Genomic DNA, 20,029 nt, shown 5'->3' with positions numbered 1-20,029 from the left:
CGCGTGCATCAGCTGGAAGTCGAACTCAGTGATCGGGAAGCTGCCCATCGCACCATGATCCAACAACTCGAACAAGCCCTCGCCGGGCGTGATCAGCGGATTGGGATGTTCGATGCGAGTGCCGCTGCCCAGACAGATGAACTCCGTGGTGCGCAGCAGGCCTGTCAGGCCGCCGAACAGACCCGCGAAGTCCTGAAAGAGGAAATCCGCGTCCTCCGTGAACAGATCGCCCAACTCAACGAGGGGCTGGCAGACCGGGATCAGATCCGAGCCCGCATGGAGAAATTGGAGTCGGCACAAGACCGCGTGCATCAGCTGGAAGTCGAACTCAGTGACCGGGAAGCCGCCCATCGCGCGACACTCCAGCAACTGGAGCAGGCCCTCGCGGAGCGAGACCGGCGCATCAATGAGTTCGATTCGATGGCGACCGCGCAGGCGGACGAAGTTCAGGATGCCCTGGAGGCCTGCCGAACCGCCGAACAGACCCGCGAAGTCCTGAAAGAGGAAATCCGCGTCCTTCGTGAGCAGATTGCCCAACTCAATGAAAGCCTGGCCCACCGGGAACGACTCCGCGCCCGGGTGAAGAAGCTGGAGGCGACCCAAGACCGCGTACATCAGCTGGAAGTCGAACTGAGTGATCGGGAAGCCGCTCATCGCGCCACCATCCAGCAACTTGAACGGGCACTGGCCGACCGTGACCATCGCATCGACGAGCTGGTGCCGGCGGCCCACCTCCTGCACGAGAAAGAAGCGACGATCAAAGAATGGGAACGGACCCACGCGTGCGCGATGCAGGACCTCGAAGCGGAAGCCGCCAAGTTCCAAGAATCCTGTGCAGTCCAAGACCAACTCCAGGCGCAACATCAACTCGACGAACAACAGCTGCAGGAACGCGACACCCAGATTGCCAACCTCCAGCACGAGCTGAAGGACCTGCACGCGGAACGACAAACTCTCCGTAAGGAAGTGCAGCGTATTCCGGAAAAAGACGAGCAGATCGATCGCCTGCAAAAGCGGCTCAAAGAGCTGCGGGCAACCCTACGGGCGACGCCTCCGTCACCCACCGTCTCCACTCGCCCATCTCGCTCGAATGGGGCGGAGGCACAGGCCTCAGGGGGGTCACCGAAAGTGAGCACGCCCGCGCAACACGATGACCTCAAAAAGATCCACGGTATTGGACCGGTCCTTGCCGACCAGCTTCAGAAGCTGGGTACCCACACCTTTATTCAAATCGCTCGATGGAAACCCGAGGATGTGGAGAAGATCGCCAAGAAACTCGCGACTGATCCAGCGCGGATTAAGCGGGAGAATTGGATCGCCGCCGCCAAGAAACAGCACTACCAAAAATACGGAGAACGCCTTTAATCCCTCTTCCTTCCGTAAGAAGGGTTCGGTAGTGACTCGAGTAGGGTGGATTCCAGACTCTGGTCCACCATCAGGTCGTTCGGTTCCCGAGCTGTTTCCCACGATCTATTGAATGGGGATGGGGTATCAGGTTCAATAGGATTCATCACTACCATTGCAACTGTACAGCCCGGCTGTGATCAAATCGCAACCAGATTGTGATCCCCTCTGTAGTTGACCGGCTTGACTGGGCAGCTCTCACCTAGTACATAGTCGTGACATGTGGTACCGTCAGGACCCGCAATCCAGTGATCAGAACCATCCGCAACGGGCCGAGTTCATGAGGCGTGCGAGAATTCTGGCTGGTGGGCTCGTCGCACTGATATTGTTCGCGGTGGTGTGCATTCCTCGACATCTCCCCTCGCAGCCCCTGGCTGCAGCCATCACACCAGCCTCTCTCTATATCAGTTTCCAACAAAACAGCCTGGTGTTTCGCGGCTCATTGCCCAGTGAACGAAGCAAGACGGCGATTCTTCAACAAGCACATACCCTGTATGCCAAGAAGGGGATCCGTGTGACCGACCAGTTCACCGTTGATCCGCAAGTCGGTGCAGCCACATGGGTGGACACCATTCCACAACTTCTGCCGATCTTAGGCTGGATGGTGGAACGTGGCTCCATCATCATTGATGGACATTCCCTGGTCCTGACCGGTCAGGTCTCGAGTCCTCGTGAAAAAGCGGATGTCCTCCATGCGATCGCTCCTGCAGTACGCGCGGGGTTAACCATTGAAGACCGCGTGATGGTCGCACCGACAACGACCTCGCCCCCCACTTCTGTTTCGCTTTCAGCCCTACAGTTGTCACTGAACCAGGTTCTCGCAAAGTCCTCGATCGAGTTTGAACCGGACAGCGCCACGATCACGGCCAAAGGTCATGCAGTTCTGGATCACATTGTCGTCCTCCTACAAAAAGTTCCGACCGCCCCCATTGAAATTGCCAGCCATACCGATATTGGTGGTGCGGCAGAGCATAATTTACAGTTGAGCCGACATCGGGCCGATGCGGTCAAGCAATACTTGACGAGGCAGGGACTCACAAACCCGTTTACGACCATCGGCTACGGATCGACACGTCCTCTGTCAAACCGAAAATACCAGCCTGGTCTCCCGCAGAATCAACGGATCGAGTTGCTCATGATAAGGACCACGTGACCTATGATGACGCTGATTAGCCAGATGGTCGGCTGCCTCCTGATTGCAGCAGGAATCGGATTTGGGGTCGGCTGGTGGATGCGACAACGCCCGAAACGCTCACCGGAGCATCCGACTCATGACCTCGCTGGCCTGTTACGGACCAAGGAGCAGGCTCTGGACGGAATGGCACATGATTTAAAGGTCAAGACCTCGGCGGTGCAGATTCTTGAACAAAAGATCATGTCATCCGAAACACTGCATTCGTCCGTTCAACGAGAGCTGATCGCACGGAATGAACGGCTCAAAGCCCTCGAAGCGGAGCTCACCACCCGATCAAAGCAACTGACACATGCTGAAACAGAAGGAGCCGCGACTCGCCGACGCATGAACGAAATGGAAGCAACTCTCGCCACGCAGACGCATGAACTGAAAGGGGCGCAACAGACCTGTCGAAACGCCGAGCAGGCTCGGGACGTCATGGAACGAGAAGTGGGAGTCTTGCGTGAACATATCATGCAACTGAACGAAGGATTGGCCGATCGAGATCGGTTACGCGCCCAGGTCAAACAGCTCGAGGCAACCCAAGACCGCGTCCACCAGCTCGAAATCGAACTGAGTGATCGGGAAGCCGCTCATCGCACCATGATCCAACAACTCGAACGAGCCCTCGCCGAGCGCGATCAACGGATTGGAGAGAGTGATGCCAGTGCCGCTGTCCAAATGGATGAACTTCGAGATGCCCAGCAGGCCTGTCAGGCTGCCGAGCAAGCTCGGGAGGTCCTCAAAGAAGAGATCCGGGTACTCCGAGACCACATTGCGCAACTGAACGAAGGATTGGCCGATCGGGATCGGCTGCGTGCCCAAGTCAAGGAGCTTCAGGCGGCACAAGATCGTATCCACCAACTGGAAGTCGAGCTGAGTGATCGGGAAGCCGCTCATCGCACCATGATCCAACAACTCGAACGAGCCCTCGCCGAGCGCGATCAACGGATTGGAGAGAGTGATGCCAGTGCCGCTGTCCAAATGGATGAACTTCGAGATGCCCAGCAGGCCTGTCAGGCTGCCGAGCAAGCTCGGGAGGTCCTCAAAGAAGAGATCCGGGTACTCCGAGACCACATTGCGCAACTGAACGAAGGATTGGCCGATCGGGATCGGCTGCGTGCCCAAGTCAAGGAGCTTCAGGCGGCACAAGATCGTATCCACCAACTGGAAGTCGAGCTGAGTGATCGGGAAGCCGCTCATCGCACCATGATCCAACAACTCGAACGAGCCCTCGCCGAGCGCGATCAACGGATTGGAGAGAGTGATGCCAGTGCCGCTGTCCAAATGGATGAACTTCGAGATGCCCAGCAGGCCTGTCAGGCTGCCGAGCAAGCTCGGGAGGTCCTCAAAGAAGAGATCCGGGTACTCCGAGACCACATTGCGCAACTGAACGAAGGATTGGCCGATCGGGATCGGCTGCGTGCCCAAGTCAAGGAGCTTCAGGCGGCACAAGATCGTATCCACCAACTGGAAGTCGAGCTGAGTGATCGGGAAGCCGCTCATCGCACCATGATCCAACAACTCGAACGAGCCCTCACTGACCGTGACCGACGGATTGAGGACCTGGTGCCAGCGACTCATCTGCTGCGTGAGAAAGAGGCGACGATTACGGAATGGAAACGCACCCATGCGCAGACCGTCCAAACCCTCGAAGGCGAGACCGCAAAACTTCTCGAACAAAACCGGATCCGCGAAGACCTCCAGGCCCAATATCACCTCGCTGAGCAACGGATACAGGAACGAGACAAACAAGTGGCGACCCTCCAGCACGAACTACAGGATCTCCACACCGAACGTCAGGCCCTCCAGAAAGAAGTTCAGAGTATTCCAGAAAAAGACGAGCAGATTGAGCGCCTACAAAAACGCCTGCGCGAACTGCGTGCAACTCTGCGCACAGCCCCGGCAGCTGGAGCAACGGCACCCGCTCCACAACAGCCTCGTCCCAATGGGGCCGGAGCAACCGCTCCCAGCAGTCCCGCCAAAATCACCAAGCCTGTCCAGGCTGACGATCTGAAAAAGATCGCAGGGATCGGCCCGGTCTTTGCCGAAACCCTGCAGAAGCTCGGCACCCGGACGTTTATCCAGATCGCCCGATGGAAACCTGAGGATATTGAGAAAATTGCCAAAAAACTCGCAACCGATCCCGACCGGATTAATCGCGAGAATTGGATTGCGGGAGCGAAGAAGCAACACTACCAAAAGTACAAGGAACGACTCTAACCCGCCTCATTCATGCCGGTTTGTCACCCGGCAACAAGCCTCTGCCCTGAAATGAGAGCACGGCTTAGGATGTCGCGCATAGTCAAGGGACCACACCGTCAGAACAACGGATCCCATGAAGCATTTCAACCGATAGTTTCATGTTTGATGTTTCTGCATGCCGTGAGACGGTGGACATGAAGCCTCAGACGCAGGATCAAAGATATGAGCAACCAGTAGCGTCGTCTCGTATCAACGGCTGCAGGAGAAGCGTAGGTAAATAGTCCGGGCCCTGCCTCACGGCCACGACCTGCCGTTGACTCCTCCGTTCACCCTGACTACAATCGCACAACGAGGTTTACTGTTCGTGTCTTCTTTCGTTCATCTTCATCTTCACACACAATTTAGCCTCCTTGACGGCGCCAACCAGATCGAGCCGCTGGTGCGTCAAATCAAATCGTTCAACCAACCGGCCGTCGCGATGACCGACCATGGCAACATGTTCGGCGCGGTCGAGTTTTACCGCAAAGCAAAAGAGGTAGGCGTCAAGCCGATTATCGGCTGTGAAGCCTATATGGCGTTAGGCAGCCGACATGCCAAGAAAGATAGCGGGCTTGCGCATAACGACTATTATCATCTGATCCTCTTGGCGAGAAATCTCAGCGGCTACCAGAACCTCATCAAGCTGGTGAGCAAAGGATATCTTGAAGGGTTCTACTATAAGCCTCGAATCGACAAAGAATTATTACAGCTGCATCACGATGGCATCATTGCGCTCTCGGGTTGCTTGAGCGGTGAAATTCCCTATCTCATCGGCCAACAGGATATGGCCGGGGCCATGGCGGTGGCCGGAGAATTTCAAGAGATTTTTGGAAAGGACCATTTCTACCTGGAAGTGCAGGCGAACGGACTCGATCACCAGCGCATCGCAAACGCCGGCCTTGTGGAAATCCATAAGAAACTCGGCATCCCAATGGCTGGCACCAACGATTGTCACTACCTGAATAAGGACGATGCGCGTCCCCATGAGCTCATGCTGTGCCTCCAAACAGGAAAAACGGTCAGCGATTCAAGCCGGATGAAGTTTGATACGGACCAGCTTTACGTCAAATCCACAGAGGAGATTGCACCGGCGTTCGCGGAATTCCCAGGCGCGGTGTCGAACACATGCCGCATCGCGGATCATTGTGCACTCGACCTTCCATTGAACAAGACGTATCTCCCGCAGTATCGGATCCCGGACGGGTTCAAGGACCGTGAGTCCTATCTCGAACATCTCGCCCTGACGGGCCTACAAGCACGACTCAAGGAGCGCCCCAGTCGCATCGCCTCGGCGGTCTATGATCAACGGCTTCGTGAAGAACTCATGGTCATCTGTTCGATGGGGTTTGCCGGCTACTTTCTCATTGTCTGGGATATCATTCGCTTTGCCCGGTCCCGAGGCATTCCGGTAGGACCGGGGCGAGGTTCGGCAGCCGGAAGTCTTGTGGCTTATGCGCTTCGGATTACGGATCTTGATCCGCTGGTATACACCCTCCTGTTCGAGCGATTCTTGAATCCTGAACGCGTTTCCCTCCCCGATATCGATATGGACTTCTGCATGGAGCGCCGTGGAGAGGTCATCAATTATGTGGTGGAGAAATACGGCACCGACCATGTCGCCCAGATCATTACCTTTGGAACGCTTGGTGCCAAAGCCGCCATCCGCGATGTGGGACGTGTGTTGGAGATGTCGTACGCCGACGCGGATAAGGTCGCGAAACTCGTTCCCAACCAATTGAATATCACCCTCCAGCAGGCCTTGGAAACAGAACCTCGTTTACGTGAGTTGGTCGACACCGATCCCAAGGTCAAAGAACTGATGACGAATGCCCAGTCCTTGGAAGGCCTCGCACGACATGCCTCAACCCACGCAGCCGGTGTCGTGATCTCCGAAGGCCCCCTCACCGACCATGTCCCGCTCTACAAAGGCGCCAACGACGAAGTCGTCACCCAATATTCGATGGGAGACGTTGAAAAAATCGGCTTGGTAAAATTCGATTTCCTGGGCCTCAAGACACTCACGATGATTCGCCGGGCCGAGACCTTGATCAACGAGACGCACTCCGATGCGCCCCCGCTCGTCATTGATCAGATCCCGTTCGATGACCAGGCCACCTTTGCACTGTTGAGCTCCGGAAAAACCACCGGACTGTTCCAACTGGAAAGTTCCGGCATGCGAGATCTGCTCACCGGACTGAAACCCGATCGGTTCGAAGATATCATCGCTATTATCGCGCTCTATCGACCGGGCCCTATGGACCTTATCCCGGACTTCATCAAGCGGAAACAGGGCAAGGTCACCATCGCCTACGAGGTTCCGGAATTGGAACCGATCCTCAAAGATACCTACGGGGTGATCGTCTACCAAGAACAAGTCATGGCGATCGCCAACAAGGTCGCCGGCTTTTCATTGGGACAAGCCGATATCCTTCGTCGGGCGATGGGGAAGAAGAAGCCCGAGGAAATGGAAAAACTGCGCGTCAAGTTCATCGACGGCGCAACACAGAAGAAAATTCCCGAGAAGAAGGCTGAGAAGCTTTATGAGTTGATTCAGAAGTTCGCCGGATATGGGTTCAATAAATCACATGCCGCAGCCTATGCCGTTGTCTGTTACCAAACAGGATATCTCAAGGCGCACTATCCGACCGAGTTTATGGCAGCCCTCATGACGACCGATATGGGGAACCAAGACAAGCTGGTCGGCTATTTCACGGAATGTCGAGATTTGGGGATCAAAGTGTTGGGCCCCGATGTGAACGCCAGCCAAAAGCACTTTGCCGTCGCCGAAGGAGTCATCCGATTCGGGTTGGCCGCCATTAAGAATGTCGGCGAAGGCGCCGTGGAGTCGGTCTTGGACGTGCGGACTCAGACCGGCCCCTTCACCTCCTTCTTTGACTTCTGCCGACGAGTTGATCTCCACAAGGTCAACAAGCGGATGCTGGAAGGCCTAATCAAAGCCGGTGCCTTTGATTCCACCGGAGCCAAGCGGTCCCAACTGATTGCGGTGCTGGATCAAGCAGTGGAGGAAGGAGCAGCGGCCCAGCGCGAGCGTGAGTGTGGCCAGATCAGCATCTTTGGCGAGGAGATGAATGGGCACGGACTATCTGCGCCCTTGCCGATCCCTCCATTACCTTCGGTGCCGGAATGGGATCAGACACAACGATTGAAATACGAACGCGAACTCACCGGCTTTTATATTTCCGCCCACCCATTGACGCGATACGAAGCAATGCTGGGTGCCTTGTCCACCACCACAACGACAGGGTTGAAAGATTGTACGGATGGGAGTGAAGTCAAGATCTGTGGGGTGATCGCCACCGTCAAATCCATGCTGACGAAGAAGGGCGATCGCATGGCTTATCTCACGATCGAAGATCTGCAGGGAACGACGGAAGTCATCGTATTCCCCGACTTGTTTAAGACAGCCGGTGAGATGCTGACACCCGAACAGCTCGTGCGCATTACCGGGACGATCGATCGCGGCGATAAAGGAACGAAGCTTCGCGGAAGTAAAATTGAACCATTGGCACAGGTTCAAACACAATCTATCAAACGTATCCGCATTCGTCTCACGGATCACCCGGAGGTGCGGGAACAATTACCTCGCTTGCTCGATGTCTTCCGTCGACATCCTGGCAGCACGACCATCTCCATGTTGTTCCGGACGGAAGCAAGTCTGGAAGCCGAAACCAATCCCCTTCCCAACCTGACGGTCTGCCCCAGTGACCATTTCGTGTCGGATGTCGAGGAAGTACTAGGCAAAGGGGCCCTTTCTTTGTTATCGTAGGAACCAGTACTATTGGGGATCAGTTAAAACTGGTCCGCAACCACCGGAAGGAATCGACCGACATCCATGCGCGACTATCTCGAGTTTGAAAAGCCGCTCCGGGAAATCGAAGAAAAAATCGAGAAGCTCTCGGCTGCCGCAACCAGCGGGAAGCCCAGCTCCCAAAACGACATTCGAAAACTTCGGGCCAAACTGGCGCAGGTCGAACACGAATTGTACAAGAACCTAACGCCCTGGCAGAGAACACAGCTCGCTCGTCATCCTCAACGGCCCAGCACACTCGACTATATTCATGCGCTGACGCGAGATTTCCTTGAGCTTCATGGCGACCGCGTCTATGGAGATGACCGGGCCATCGTCGGGGGGTTTGCCCGATTCAATGACCGCCCGGTGATGATGATCGGGCATCAGAAGGGCAAGACGCTCAAAGAACGCATGCAACGAAACTTCGGCATGCCAAACCCGGAAGGGTACCGGAAAGCCCTCCGTCTCATGAAGCTGGCGGAAAAGTTCAACCGTCCCATCATGACCTTTATCGACACACCGGGAGCCTATCCTGGAATCGGCGCCGAAGAACGGGGCCAAGCTGAAGCCATCGCACGGAACTTGTTCGTCATGTCTCGGTTGACCGTCCCGATTATCTCAGTCGTCATCGGTGAAGGTGGAAGCGGAGGAGCGTTGGCGCTCGGTGTCGCCGACCGTGTCTTGATGCTGGAGCATTCAGTCTATTCGGTGATTTCACCGGAGGGATGTGCCGCGATTCTGTGGGACAGTCCAGAAAAAGTTCCGACGGCTGCATCAGCATTGAAAATGACAGCCCAAGACCTCTTGGAGCTGGGCGTGATTGACACCATCGTGCCCGAACCCCTGGGAGGAGCCCACCGCGAACCGGGTGCGATCTGCGATCTTGTCGGAAAGACGCTCACCAACCAACTGTTTGAGTTACTTGATCTGCCAGTCAACCAACTCGTTGCACAACGAGACCAGAAATACCGGAAGATGGGAGCCGTAACCGGCCTCATCGTCGAACCGGCCTAATCACCCTTGCAGCGCTACCCTTTGGTCCAGCAATCCCGTCGTCACGAATCTTCGCTCGACCGTCTCAAGAATATGCGTCGTCAGACGTTCTCGAAACGGGTCGAGTACGGGCGCTTCCAAATACCGTCCGACCGTTTTGGGTAATCTCTTCCACCACGCGCGTGCCGACGCGCGTGCCTGCTCAGCAGCATCGGGAGCTCCACAGAGAATGCGCCGAACCTCTCGCTCGAAGAAGCCCACATGAATGATTTCGTCGTTAAGAATCGAGGCAAGATCTGGCCGCAGCGTCAACAAGAGGCGAGCGAATTCCAACCCCAATGATTCATATCCATAGATCTGCACTGCTAATGCCGACCATTGTCGTGGGACAGAGGGAAGGCGATCGCGTTCACGCGGCTGCCGACCGATCAACGTCTCAAATTGGGCCAGATGCTTCTGCTCATCTTCCTCATGTTTTCTAAGAAACGTGTAGACGTTCGGAGGCACATCCTGTAACCGTGCCGATCGCACCGTCCACAGGGCCATAGCCTCTGCTTTGAGAAACCGTTCAAGTAAGGCGGCTTCGCAGACCAGTGGAAGCTGAATGGAGACGAGCGGCTCAGTTGTCATGATGGTCACATGGTACGCACAACGGACCCACGTTGTCCAAGCAAGCACGCTATCGATCACCGAAGGACTTGACACCCCACCCCAATCTGTGTACATCTTTGCCATGCTTGCAGCATTTACCGGCTTTTGAGACATTCGCCCGGCTCCCCATCGAACCAACAGCGCATCCAGGCACGAGTGCTTCTGGTCAATCTAACCCATGAGGCGAGGCCTATGACAAACCCTACCACCACAATCCCAGGAGTCCTGCAACGGATCATTGTGTGTGTGCTCGTGGGGGTACTATGCACGGAAGTTGGCTGCGTCAGTCGAAGTGCTTACGAACGACTGAAGGCCGAGGCACAGGAACACGCACGAGCACTTGAATCGGTTCGAGACGAAGTGAAGGAACTTGACCAGCAAATTGCTGGGCTACAGGCCGCCAATCGGCATGAGGACGCGACCATGGCTGAACTACGCGCGTCCATCCAGCGTGAGGAAGAGCAGTTGCCGGTCATGAGACAGCGGGCAGAGGCCATGCTGACCTCACTCAAAGGACAGATTGCGGTGTTGATGAACCAGAGTTGGAATCTTGCACGTAAGATCGCAGACCTTCGGCACGAGCGCGCATCATTGCAGAGTACGGCCGCGCACTATAAACAGGAAGTGGAGGAGGTTCAAGCCTCTCTACCTATTGCATCGGATGAAGAGGAGCTGGCCATCGCTCAGGCCCTTGCCGCTGAACCGGCAATCGTGTCAGAATTACCAGCGCAAGAACCCATTGTAGCTCAGCTACCAGAACCTGCGCCTGCTCTACCGAGTCTATCACCAGCCACACCATCAGTCCCATCACCGTCGATGAGTGCGGACGCTCCAGGAACGGACACCTCGTGGGTCGACATGATCTTCAGCTGGCTCACCACGTTCTGGAATTGGCTGTTGAGCTGAGCCCCCTCCATCCTCGTTGCTGATACCACATCCTTATGTTTATGGCGACGCACGTACATGGCTCCATTGCGCAGCCTTCATTCCTGCAAGACGACCGGTTGCGAGACAGGCTGTGAGCAGATAACCACCTGTCGGTGCTTCCCAATCCAACATTTCTCCTGCACAGAACACACCGGGGAGGGAACGCACCATCAAGTTGCCATCAAGTGCTTCGAACGAGACACCACCAGCTGTACTGATGGCTTCCTTCAGCGGCCTGGGAACGACCAGCATCAGCGGGAGGGACTTGATAGCAGCTGCCAAGCGAACAGGATCGGCTAATACTTCGTTTGACACAACCTCGCGCAAAAGGCCTGCTTTCACTCCGGTGAGTCCGGCATATCGTGCGAGATGCGTCGCAAGCGTACGTTTTCCGCGTGGACGTGAAAGATCCTGTGCCAGTCGCGTCAGCGGTCGATCTGGAACGAGATCAAGCCAGATAGTCGCCCTTCCTTCGGCAGCGATCATATCGCGAATCGTGGCAGAGACCGTGTAGATGATCCCGCCTTCCACACCGTATGTTGTGATGACGAACTCTCCCTTGCGACGGATCCTCGAACCGTCCGCAGCCTTCATCGTGATCGTCACCGTTTTGACGGGATGTCCAGCAAACCTTGTACGTACATGCTCGCTCCACTGGACATCAAAACCGCAATTGGCTGGCTGCAAGGGGACAACTGGCACATGTCGGTCGGATAGCATGTTCACCCATGCACCATCGGATCCCAGTTGAGGCCAACTGCCTCCACCTAAGGCCAATACCACCGCATCCGCCTGGATGAGTGACATCCCCCTTGAGGCAAGAAAACGAAGTCTCCCCTGCTCATCCCAGCCGCACCATCGATGTCGAACATGAAACTGGACACCATGCTGCTTCAACCGACGCAACCATGCCCGTAAGAGCGGCGCCGCTTTCAAGTCAGTGGGAAAGATGCGTCCAGACGTCCCAACGAACGTCTCCACACCAAGTTCACGAGCCCAGGTCTGGAGAGCCGCTGGGGGAAATGATCTGATCGCCGGCTCGATGAACGCCCGCCGGGTGCCATAGCGTGAAAGGAAGGATTCTATTGACTCCGAATGTGTGAGATTCAAGCCACCTTTTCCTGCCAGGAGGAACTTCCGCCCAACCGACGGCATGGCATCATACAGCTCGACCTCAGCACCGACTGTCACTGCCGCTTCGGCAGCCATGAGTCCGGCCGGACCACCACCGATAATGACAACCTTCACCTGTCGGCCTTTGGAGACGATAGACTGCAGGAATCACACCCCCTGTTGCGCACTTCATAATCGACGATCCCACTTCGGCGATCCAGTTCGATCATGCAACGGTTGTCGAGCATCTGCTCGACCTTCGTGCGTCCCCGTTGCATACGGGATTTCATACCAGAAAGCGACAAGCCCTGATCGTTCACTCGCTTAGCGATAAAGACTGGAAGCTCTCGCTTTACCGCCGAAAAGCGTCCTTGCCTTTGATCACGTCGTCCAACATCTTGTCAGCTAACTTGCCGGCCTTCCAGCGGCGATACCGCTGGTGAATCACCATCCACAGCACCACCCCACCGATCCCGATGAGAATCGTCCAAACCGTGTCGTCCATCAAAACACATTACCCGGCGTCGCCTTCTAGGGCAAGCCTCCCCTCTCCACCGATAAACCATGTACCATCGGACACCCACATCTATATGTTAGAAGAACATCAAACTCAGTAGTGTTGACCAGAGGAAGCGCGCCGTTCAGCGATTCTTCGCTACCGCTATGTACCACTTTGGCTTCATTCTTCCGAAGTCAGTTCTCACATGCCGCTTCAGCAACCGCTTCGAGTCCAACACCCGTTCCCCCTCATGATCTCGGACAAACACTACCCAATGCCAGTATGGCCGACCCTGTCCGTAATGCCATTTGACGGCGAGCAACGCCAAATTCGGAAGGCTATTCCATGAACGAAAGGGCCGCTCGATCGATGCCGGCCGTAGGCAATACTCTCTCAAGAGGCGGCGGATATGGCCGGTTTCAGACCACAATCGACGATCGCCGGCAAAGATGCCGAGGCCATTCGCGGTCCGTTGAGCTTGACGATAGGATACGCCGGCAATCGCGGCCACGGCAGCGATGCCACAGCCGGTCCGTTCCAACTGCACAACGTGTTTGCTCAGATATCCCCTTTCTTGTCTTGTAACCATAGTAGGTAACTCCGTAGCGCGACGGCTTGGTTGTGCTCTTCATCCTTGGCGGAATAGAGAAGCGTCACGGAACGGGTCTTGGCCTGTTCGGTGATCGCTGTCAAGAAGGCCGTTTTGTCTTTCAATTCAGCAAAGTAGCGACGGTTGAATTCCTTCCATCGAGCAGGGTCATGGTTGAACCATTGGCGGAGAGCGGTCGATGGACCGAGGTCTGGAAGCCATAGATCAAGCTTCACTTCAGATTTGGAAAGCCCACGTGGCCACAGGCGATCGACCAACACGCGGAAGCCATCCGACTTGGCCACCGGTTCATAAATCCGTTTGATGAACACCTTCATGCACACGCTATTGTCCGATAGCCTCGATCATCGCTAATTCATCTGGCAAGAGCGTGAACCCATCAGACGCAAGATCTTCTCGCATGTGTTGCTGGTTGGTGGTGCCAGTCAAAGGCAGCATGCCGACCTGCTGTGAAAAGCGAAACACGATCTGGGCGAGGCCGGTCTGATATTTGGCTGCCATCGTCCGGATAGCCGATTCAGCGAAGACCTCGCGGTTAGCAGTCAGAAGAGAAAACCCCTGATAAATTATCTGGTTCTCCCGGCATATTTCGCGCACTTCTTGATCCCACCCGAACGCCGCGTAACAGCGATTCTGCACCATCATCGGCTTGTGCTTGGCTTGCATACAGAGCACAGTCAACTGCTCCGCTGAGACATTGCTGATCCCAATCGTCTTTGTCTTACCGGCGTCGTAGAGGGACTCGATCGCCGCCCAGACCTCCCAATCCTCAGCTCCTAAGCCTCGTCGGGAATAGGGGCCATGCAGGACATACGAATCAAGATAGTCCGTATGGAGATGATCGAGGGAACTGGCAAACGACTGCAGCACCTGGGTGGTGATACTTGCCCGCGCATCGTACGGCAGGCGATGATCCTGACCATTGACCGGGGTGAACTTGGTTTGCAGAAACAATTTGTCGCGGGCGATGCCCTGCTTCGTGAGTTGTACGAGCGCCTCCCCCACCCGCGCCTCATCGTAATGCACGAGTTGATTCGCCGTATCGATCGCCGTGAATCCCGCTTCCACCGCTTGCAGCACCAGCCCGGTGGTGGCCTCTTTCTTCCAAGCCGTGCCGTACATAAATGAGGGAATCATGACGTTATTATAGGTAGTCAATGGCATCGCAGCATCTCCTATGAATGCTGGTACCATACACAGTTCAGGCTGGTAGTCTCAACTTCGGGATGAAGCCCCCCCGATGCAGGAGGAGGCGTGGCTGTCGGTCACTCCCCACTGAATCGGTGAGGCATCAAGTGCACGTCGGAGATGGAGAAAGCCTTTCGCAACCAGCCGCGTCTGGTGGGATGGCGTTGGTAGATGAATGAGACGTACATGAAAATTATGGGGAGATATACCCACTTGTACTAGGCAGTAGACCAAACAGGGTACACCGTTGATGTTTTGCTGACGCCTCAGCGTGATCAGGCCGCTGCTCAGACCTTTTTCCGCAAAGCTATGGGTCCCCAGAGGTGCCCTGCAAAATCCCCATTGACCAGAGTAGCGTCACCACCGCAGCGATTCTGCGGTACAGCCGGATCCACACCACCGGGGTCGCTATTCGACAATGCACGCATCTGAACCATGTCGTCTGGCAAGATCATCGCGCTGTGAAACGCAAGTCCTAGGAGAAGAATGGGGCACGTTCTCTCAACTACTCCACCAAACGTCGGCATGGATCACCTTCGGAGTCTTGTTCTTCGTGTGCCTGTTCATTTGGATTCTGTACCGGCGACTGCCGATCACCTTTTAAAAGAGTTCAGACCATTTTGCATGAGGGAAAGTCTGTATTATCCCTGACTTCAATCCGTCCCTGTGCAAAACAAAGGAAATCTCACTGATCGCCGTCTGGATTTTATAATTCATCAGATTTTCCTCGGATCTATTGTGTCGACCGGATCCCGCTCCAAGAGGTTCCGCCTCCTCACATGCAGGGAGCCGATCTTCTAACGGCTGGGATCGTACTCACGTCCGACACTGGAAGGTACCGAGGGGAGATAGTTGGCATCGATCGTCTCCTCCCAAGCCATGTCATGAGCTGGGTTCATTCCCCAGCCTCGCACGTAGAGGAGTGCGAACACCGGTTCTTGACCGTGTCGTCGAAGACCCGTTACACGTGCGACCACCGTCACGCGCGCCCAGTTGTGATACCCACGGGGTATTTTGCCCTTCACCACCACCCAGTAGTGGCCTCCCTCTGGACCCTGCAGATCAATTGGACGATGAGGCCTGTAATCCTGATCGAGCGGGCGGTTGGTCAGTCGTATGAATAGCTGGTCTTCGCGTTCCTCTTCTTCGACTATTGTGCCCCCGAGCATTGTGACTCTTCCTCGATATCGATCCGGATCGGAGTCAATCGCCGTGAGCGTCAAGCCTGGTTCAGCCATGTTCACATACTTGCGAGGGATGCCACCGCATCCCCATAGGGAGAGTGTCAGTAGGCTTGAGAGGAGGATAGTCGCCACAGGCACCGGCTTCATGCGCGACACCGCGCACTCTGTCTTGCTACCGTTCGAAGACATAGCTCACCCCAAAGATCAGTGACGAGTCCACCGTTTTCCGGCCAGGTACCGGATTAGAATTAAAGCGCATATTATACTCGAAATACAACGAAATGGGGTCATAGACATGCACCCGAATCCCCTGCTGTGCCGCGATACGCGTTCCCATGTGGTTCATGACGTCTTGGTATCCCTGATGGTTATGAAACAGGGTTACTCTCCCGCCAGGTAGATCCTGATACCAACGCACGAACCACGAGGCAGCTGGTGTGACCGTCGAGGGATTCGGCCGAAACTTCTCGTAGACGAAGGCTGGACCGACACCGATCGAGAGGGCATGCTTCGTACGGTCGAAAAAGTAATACCCCAGAGCTACCGTAGTTGTGCTGCGGAGCGTCAAATCCTGAAACCGGTCGTGCTCTTCCAAGAGTTGGCCGGAGAGGAAGACCTGTCGTGAGAACAGATAGTCGTACGCCATGGTAGCGGTAGCGTTCTCGGCGGCCAAGCGCCCGTTCGCTTCACCGCGGTTGAAATTGCCGTTCATCTGCACGCGATGCCATCGTTCGCGGAAAAGGTATGTTGCAGATGCGTTCAAGGCATTCGTGCTTGAATTTCCGGACGTATGGTTCCCGCCCAAATTGATATTGCCACGTTGGTACAAGGTCTTCACACCGATCGCCTTAATGTCTTCAAGGCGCAACGGTCCATCGGTCGACAACTCTTTCACCATCACATAATCTCCATCCCGTTCGCCGACCTCTTCGGGAACCGTCACATCTTTGTGCACGGTCACCGACAACGGCATGGCCGGCTGAAGACGCCGAATCTCTCCCACTCCGATTCTGATGGTTCCTGCATAGGAAGTCGCGATTTCGATCTGGTCGGATTCCAAAGATCGTATCTTGCCCGTGATGCGGTCGCCGTTCTTGAGAAGGATGATGTCATCCGCTGCTCCCACATATACCGTTGGGATGACCAACATTATGAGCATCACGAACCACAGGACGACTCTGCTCGACACACTCTTCGTGTTATCCCGCCGGACTCCCATCAGCACGTCTCTCACGTGCGCGTTGTCGCCATCGAGGTTGTGCTCCCTATGTCATCGCAGCTCCGTGCGGGAACGGTGCGACTATAGGTACTCGACCAACAGGAGCTCATACCGCGTGATATTCGGGCCGTGTTATGGACGGGGGACCGCATGGAAACTCCCAGTGATAATGCAGTTAGGGACGTCACTGTCAAGCCCCCACATCTGTGAAAGAGCCTTTGAGTAATACGTGTTTCGGATGTTACCTTTGCGGAGATCGCACTGTAGTGTGGTTCAAAATCCGTTTGCTGCCCCAACAGGGAGAGCACTTCACATCAGGGACAAAGTCGATAGGCTCGGTCTGTGATGGCACCGAACTCAACCCCCATAATCGATGTAACCCCACGTCGCTCTTGGTTTCCCAAAGTTGGGAGGGTATCAGGGCAAGGGCACCCGATTAAAGCAGGAAGTTATAGATGATGAAAGGATAGGATGACTTTTGGGCCGCATGGTTTTCGATGTGCAATGCTCTCTTCGCAGGTTATTGGCAAGCCATATGATGATTCGGAGTTGGATCTTCGCTTGCGATCACAGGGGAACCAGAATGTCCCGCAAATTATTCAGAAAGACCGCAGCGAGCAAGGGAACGAAGCGTACGCTTCTCTGTACAGTGAGCCTCTGAGTGCCGACGGCGGACTTTGTCGACACTTGCTAGGGAAATGTCCAGGGTCGACTCATCCTGACTGTGCGTATAGTAGATCCTCTGTGGTACGATGAAATCAACGAATCCATGTGAATCAGTGTGATTGCGCATCTCACTCCGGCAGAAACCGTGACTTAGCACGTCGCATTCTATGTCGCTCCTCAAACCCACTGTGCTTATTGCCGACGACCATCCGCTTGTCGCGGAAGGGCTCAGGCAACTACTGGAGTCTGACTTTGAGGTCCTCGGCACGGTAGGTGATGGGGACGAGCTGGTCAGCCAAGCGCGATCCTTGCGCCCACAAGTCATACTGCTCGACGCGGTCATTCCTCCTCAAAATGGCTTCAGCACGGCTCGCCGTCTTAAAGAACAGGTGCCCAACTCACGAATCGTGTTTGTGACTATGCTGGAAGAACCGACACATGTAAGCGAAGCCTTTCGGGTCGGCGCAAAAGGGTACGTGCTGAAACAAGCACTCTCGTCAGACTTGATTAAGGCAGTGCACGCAGTCCTCCGTAACGAGCGGTACCTTTCTCCAGGAATTATGGGGGAGGTGCGTGATTCAGTAGAATTCCCCTGGACGAAACCCGGTGGCTTCACCAATCAGTTGACCGAACGACAAAAACAGGTTCTTCAGCTTCTTTCGCGCGGAGACTCCACAAAGATGATCGCACAAACGTTACAGATTTCTCAGAAGACCGTCCTCTTTCATAAAACCAGCATCTTCAAAAAAATTGGGCTCCGTTCACCCAGCGACCTCACTAAATTTGCCTTGACCCAGGGGCTGACCTCGCTGGGCACCACCCGGCGAACATCTCAAGAACGACCGTAAGAAGATGAGACATGGCGGCCTCTGATTGGGCGCTATGAAGAAGCTCTGAGATCGGAATCTTCGAAGGGACGGGGTAGGCGAGCCGCTTGGTATCTTTAGAGTCAGTGGGCTCCCTCTGTTCGCGACGACGACCCAGCGTAATCCAAGAGACCTGATGAGTGTCGGTCGTATCTAAGCAGGATTAGACACCGGATCATGTAACCGTGTTAAGTGTGATAATGCCATTAGCGATGGCGTATTTTGTGAGCTCAGGTCGGGTCTTGAGCCCGAGTTCTTTCATGATCCGCGTACGATGAAACTCAACTGTTTTCGTCGAAACATTGAGAATGGAGGCTATTTCTTTTGTCGATCGCCCCTCGGCTACTAATTGCAGCACTTCACGCTGCCGTGGACTCAAAGAATGATCAAAGCCGCTTTCCCCTGTTTCATCTTGCCTCACTTGAGCCGGCCGATTCATATACTCTATAAGGCCCTGCGCAACGCTTGGAGAAATGTAGGTATTGCCTTTCAGGAGTTCCCTCACAGCCTGCTGGAGTTCGCCGGCTAACGACTGCTTGAGCACATATCCGCTGACACCAAGCCGAAAGGCTTCTACCACAAACACTTGGTCTGCATGCATCGTGAGCATCAAAATTTTAACTTTCGGATCAAACTGTTTGACTTGCCTGGCCGCATCTAAGCCGTTCAGCAAAGGCAGCGAGATGTCGACGATGATTAAGTCAGGGTGGGTCTCCTCCACCGCCTTGGTCAGAGCTCTGCCGTCAGAGAATACCCCAAGAACCTCGACTTCAGATTCAAGAAGTTTCCGAATACCCTCTGCAACCAACAGATGGTCATCAGCAATCAATATTCTCGGTTTCATCCGAAGCCTCCATGGCCAGACAGCCCTGAGCCTTTTGCCCTCATTTCTGATCTATTCAAACCTACGGCTGGTAGTGTCATCTGCACCTGTGAGAATGTCAAGAGGCGTCACAACCACTCGCCCATTTCGGTCTGTCACCAGTCAGGCGTTAGACTATCTCCAAGATACACGGCTCCACTCCTCCCCTATCGTGCTCTATTGCTGAAATGGCAGATGGTGGCAGACCGTTTCAAGATCCACGTGCAACGGGCGAACAAAGGCGCCGCTGCGCATAGACTTTCAGCGGCGTGGGAAGACCGAGACATGTCTTCGAACGCGTATTGATCTGACACGTGATGGCATTCAACTTACGCTGAGTGCGGCCTGACAGGTCCGTGCTTCTGGGCAAGTACTCGCGCATCAGGCCATTAGGGTTTTGATTGGCCCCGCGTTGCCACGAACCGTAGAGATCGGCAAAGAAGACGAGAACGGCCTGGCGCGTCACCAACAATACCGCGACTCCTGCATTCCAACCAGTGGATCTACCTCTACTCGTCGGCGTTGCCTGATAGGTCATGCCAGCCTACCGTGTTCGTTGGTCCTGGATAGACCGGAATCGGCATTTCCTGTCGGCAAGGAGCCTACGCTGACAATCAA

At 55.1% G+C, this 20,029-nt stretch carries 16 protein-coding genes and 1 pseudogene; 8 read left to right on the top strand and 9 right to left on the bottom strand.

The window, feature by feature from the left end:
- From ACYX34_RS13455 to ACYX34_RS13435, 5 genes are all read left to right on the top strand, one after another.
- The coding region (locus tag ACYX34_RS13455; protein ID WP_462077083.1) for a hypothetical protein at positions 1-1,365 on the top strand (1,365 nt) is incomplete at its 5' end.
- Positions 1,366-1,624: 259 nt separating this feature from the next.
- Positions 1,625-2,557 (top strand): OmpA family protein, encoded by a 933-nt coding sequence (locus ACYX34_RS13450; RefSeq protein ID WP_462077082.1) that lies wholly within the window; start codon positions 1,625-1,627, stop codon positions 2,555-2,557.
- A gap of 3 nt (positions 2,558-2,560) precedes the next feature.
- On the top strand, positions 2,561-4,801 hold the full coding sequence (locus tag ACYX34_RS13445) for a hypothetical protein (RefSeq protein ID WP_462077081.1): 2,241 nt from the start codon (positions 2,561-2,563) through the stop codon (positions 4,799-4,801).
- A 346-nt stretch (positions 4,802-5,147) separates the two neighbouring features.
- Positions 5,148-8,609, top strand: coding sequence for a DNA polymerase III subunit alpha (locus ACYX34_RS13440; RefSeq protein WP_462077080.1), 3,462 nt, complete (start codon positions 5,148-5,150; stop codon positions 8,607-8,609).
- Between the two features lie 66 nt (positions 8,610-8,675).
- The gene (locus tag ACYX34_RS13435; protein WP_462077079.1) at positions 8,676-9,647 is read left to right on the top strand and encodes an acetyl-CoA carboxylase carboxyltransferase subunit alpha; all 972 of its coding nucleotides are present in this window, start codon (positions 8,676-8,678) and stop codon (positions 9,645-9,647) included.
- On the opposite strand, the gene ACYX34_RS13430 is transcribed toward ACYX34_RS13435, so the two are convergent.
- Positions 9,648-10,256 (bottom strand): hypothetical protein, encoded by a 609-nt coding sequence (locus ACYX34_RS13430; RefSeq protein ID WP_462077078.1) that lies wholly within the window; start codon positions 10,254-10,256, stop codon positions 9,648-9,650. It abuts the gene before it with no gap.
- 213 nt (positions 10,257-10,469) lie between these two features.
- Here ACYX34_RS13430 and ACYX34_RS13425 point away from each other — a divergent pair, with 213 nt between their 5' ends.
- Positions 10,470-11,183 carry a hypothetical protein gene (locus ACYX34_RS13425; RefSeq protein ID WP_462077077.1) on the top strand — a complete coding sequence of 238 codons (714 nt, stop codon included), beginning with the start codon at positions 10,470-10,472 and terminating at the stop codon, positions 11,181-11,183.
- Between the two features lie 39 nt (positions 11,184-11,222).
- Here the strand turns inward: ACYX34_RS13425 and ACYX34_RS13420 are convergent, their stop codons facing one another.
- The 5 genes from ACYX34_RS13420 to ACYX34_RS13400 form a co-directional block, all read right to left on the bottom strand.
- Positions 11,223-12,452, bottom strand: a complete 1,230-nt coding sequence (locus tag ACYX34_RS13420; protein ID WP_462077076.1) for a TIGR03862 family flavoprotein — start codon at positions 12,450-12,452, stop codon at positions 11,223-11,225.
- 217 nt (positions 12,453-12,669) lie between these two features.
- Positions 12,670-12,822: a hypothetical protein gene (locus ACYX34_RS13415; RefSeq protein WP_462077075.1), complete on the bottom strand. Its 153-nt coding sequence runs from the start codon at positions 12,820-12,822 to the stop codon at positions 12,670-12,672.
- Positions 12,823-12,958: 136 nt separating this feature from the next.
- A complete protein-coding gene (locus tag ACYX34_RS13410) occupies positions 12,959-13,405 on the bottom strand; it encodes a hypothetical protein (RefSeq protein ID WP_462077074.1) in 447 nt (148 codons plus the stop codon).
- Positions 13,375-13,743 carry a DUF488 domain-containing protein gene (locus tag ACYX34_RS13405; protein WP_462077073.1) on the bottom strand — a complete coding sequence of 123 codons (369 nt, stop codon included), beginning with the start codon at positions 13,741-13,743 and terminating at the stop codon, positions 13,375-13,377. Before ACYX34_RS13405 ends, ACYX34_RS13410 begins: the two co-directional genes overlap by 31 nt.
- A gap of 7 nt (positions 13,744-13,750) precedes the next feature.
- On the bottom strand, positions 13,751-14,590 hold the full coding sequence (locus tag ACYX34_RS13400) for an aldo/keto reductase family protein (RefSeq protein WP_462077072.1): 840 nt from the start codon (positions 14,588-14,590) through the stop codon (positions 13,751-13,753).
- A 258-nt stretch (positions 14,591-14,848) separates the two neighbouring features.
- On the opposite strand from ACYX34_RS13400, the pseudogene ACYX34_RS13395 reads away from it, so the two are divergent.
- Positions 14,849-15,046, top strand: a pseudogene (locus tag ACYX34_RS13395) (hypothetical protein); the annotation flags it as partial.
- A gap of 365 nt (positions 15,047-15,411) precedes the next feature.
- Here the strand turns inward: ACYX34_RS13395 and ACYX34_RS13390 are convergent.
- Both ACYX34_RS13390 and ACYX34_RS13385 read right to left on the bottom strand, forming a co-directional pair.
- The gene (locus tag ACYX34_RS13390) at positions 15,412-15,987 is read right to left on the bottom strand and encodes a Slp family lipoprotein (protein WP_462077071.1); all 576 of its coding nucleotides are present in this window, start codon (positions 15,985-15,987) and stop codon (positions 15,412-15,414) included.
- Entirely contained in the window at positions 15,971-17,032 is a 1,062-nt protein-coding gene (locus ACYX34_RS13385; protein ID WP_462077070.1) for a DUF481 domain-containing protein, read from the bottom strand. Before ACYX34_RS13385 ends, ACYX34_RS13390 begins: the two co-directional genes overlap by 17 nt.
- An 818-nt stretch (positions 17,033-17,850) precedes the next feature.
- Here ACYX34_RS13385 and ACYX34_RS13380 point away from each other — a divergent pair.
- Entirely contained in the window at positions 17,851-18,531 is a 681-nt protein-coding gene (locus ACYX34_RS13380) for a response regulator transcription factor (protein ID WP_462077069.1), read from the top strand.
- 193 nt (positions 18,532-18,724) lie between these two features.
- Here ACYX34_RS13380 and ACYX34_RS13375 read toward each other — a convergent pair whose 3' ends face one another.
- The gene (locus ACYX34_RS13375) at positions 18,725-19,393 is read right to left on the bottom strand and encodes a response regulator (protein ID WP_462077068.1); all 669 of its coding nucleotides are present in this window, start codon (positions 19,391-19,393) and stop codon (positions 18,725-18,727) included.
- Positions 19,394-20,029 lie beyond the last annotated feature (636 nt).

It is taken from the genome of Nitrospira sp. CMX1, from assembly GCF_054902215.1.
The sequence above is the reverse complement of the archived record's forward strand: the minus strand, read 5'-3'. Positions and strand labels throughout refer to the sequence as shown.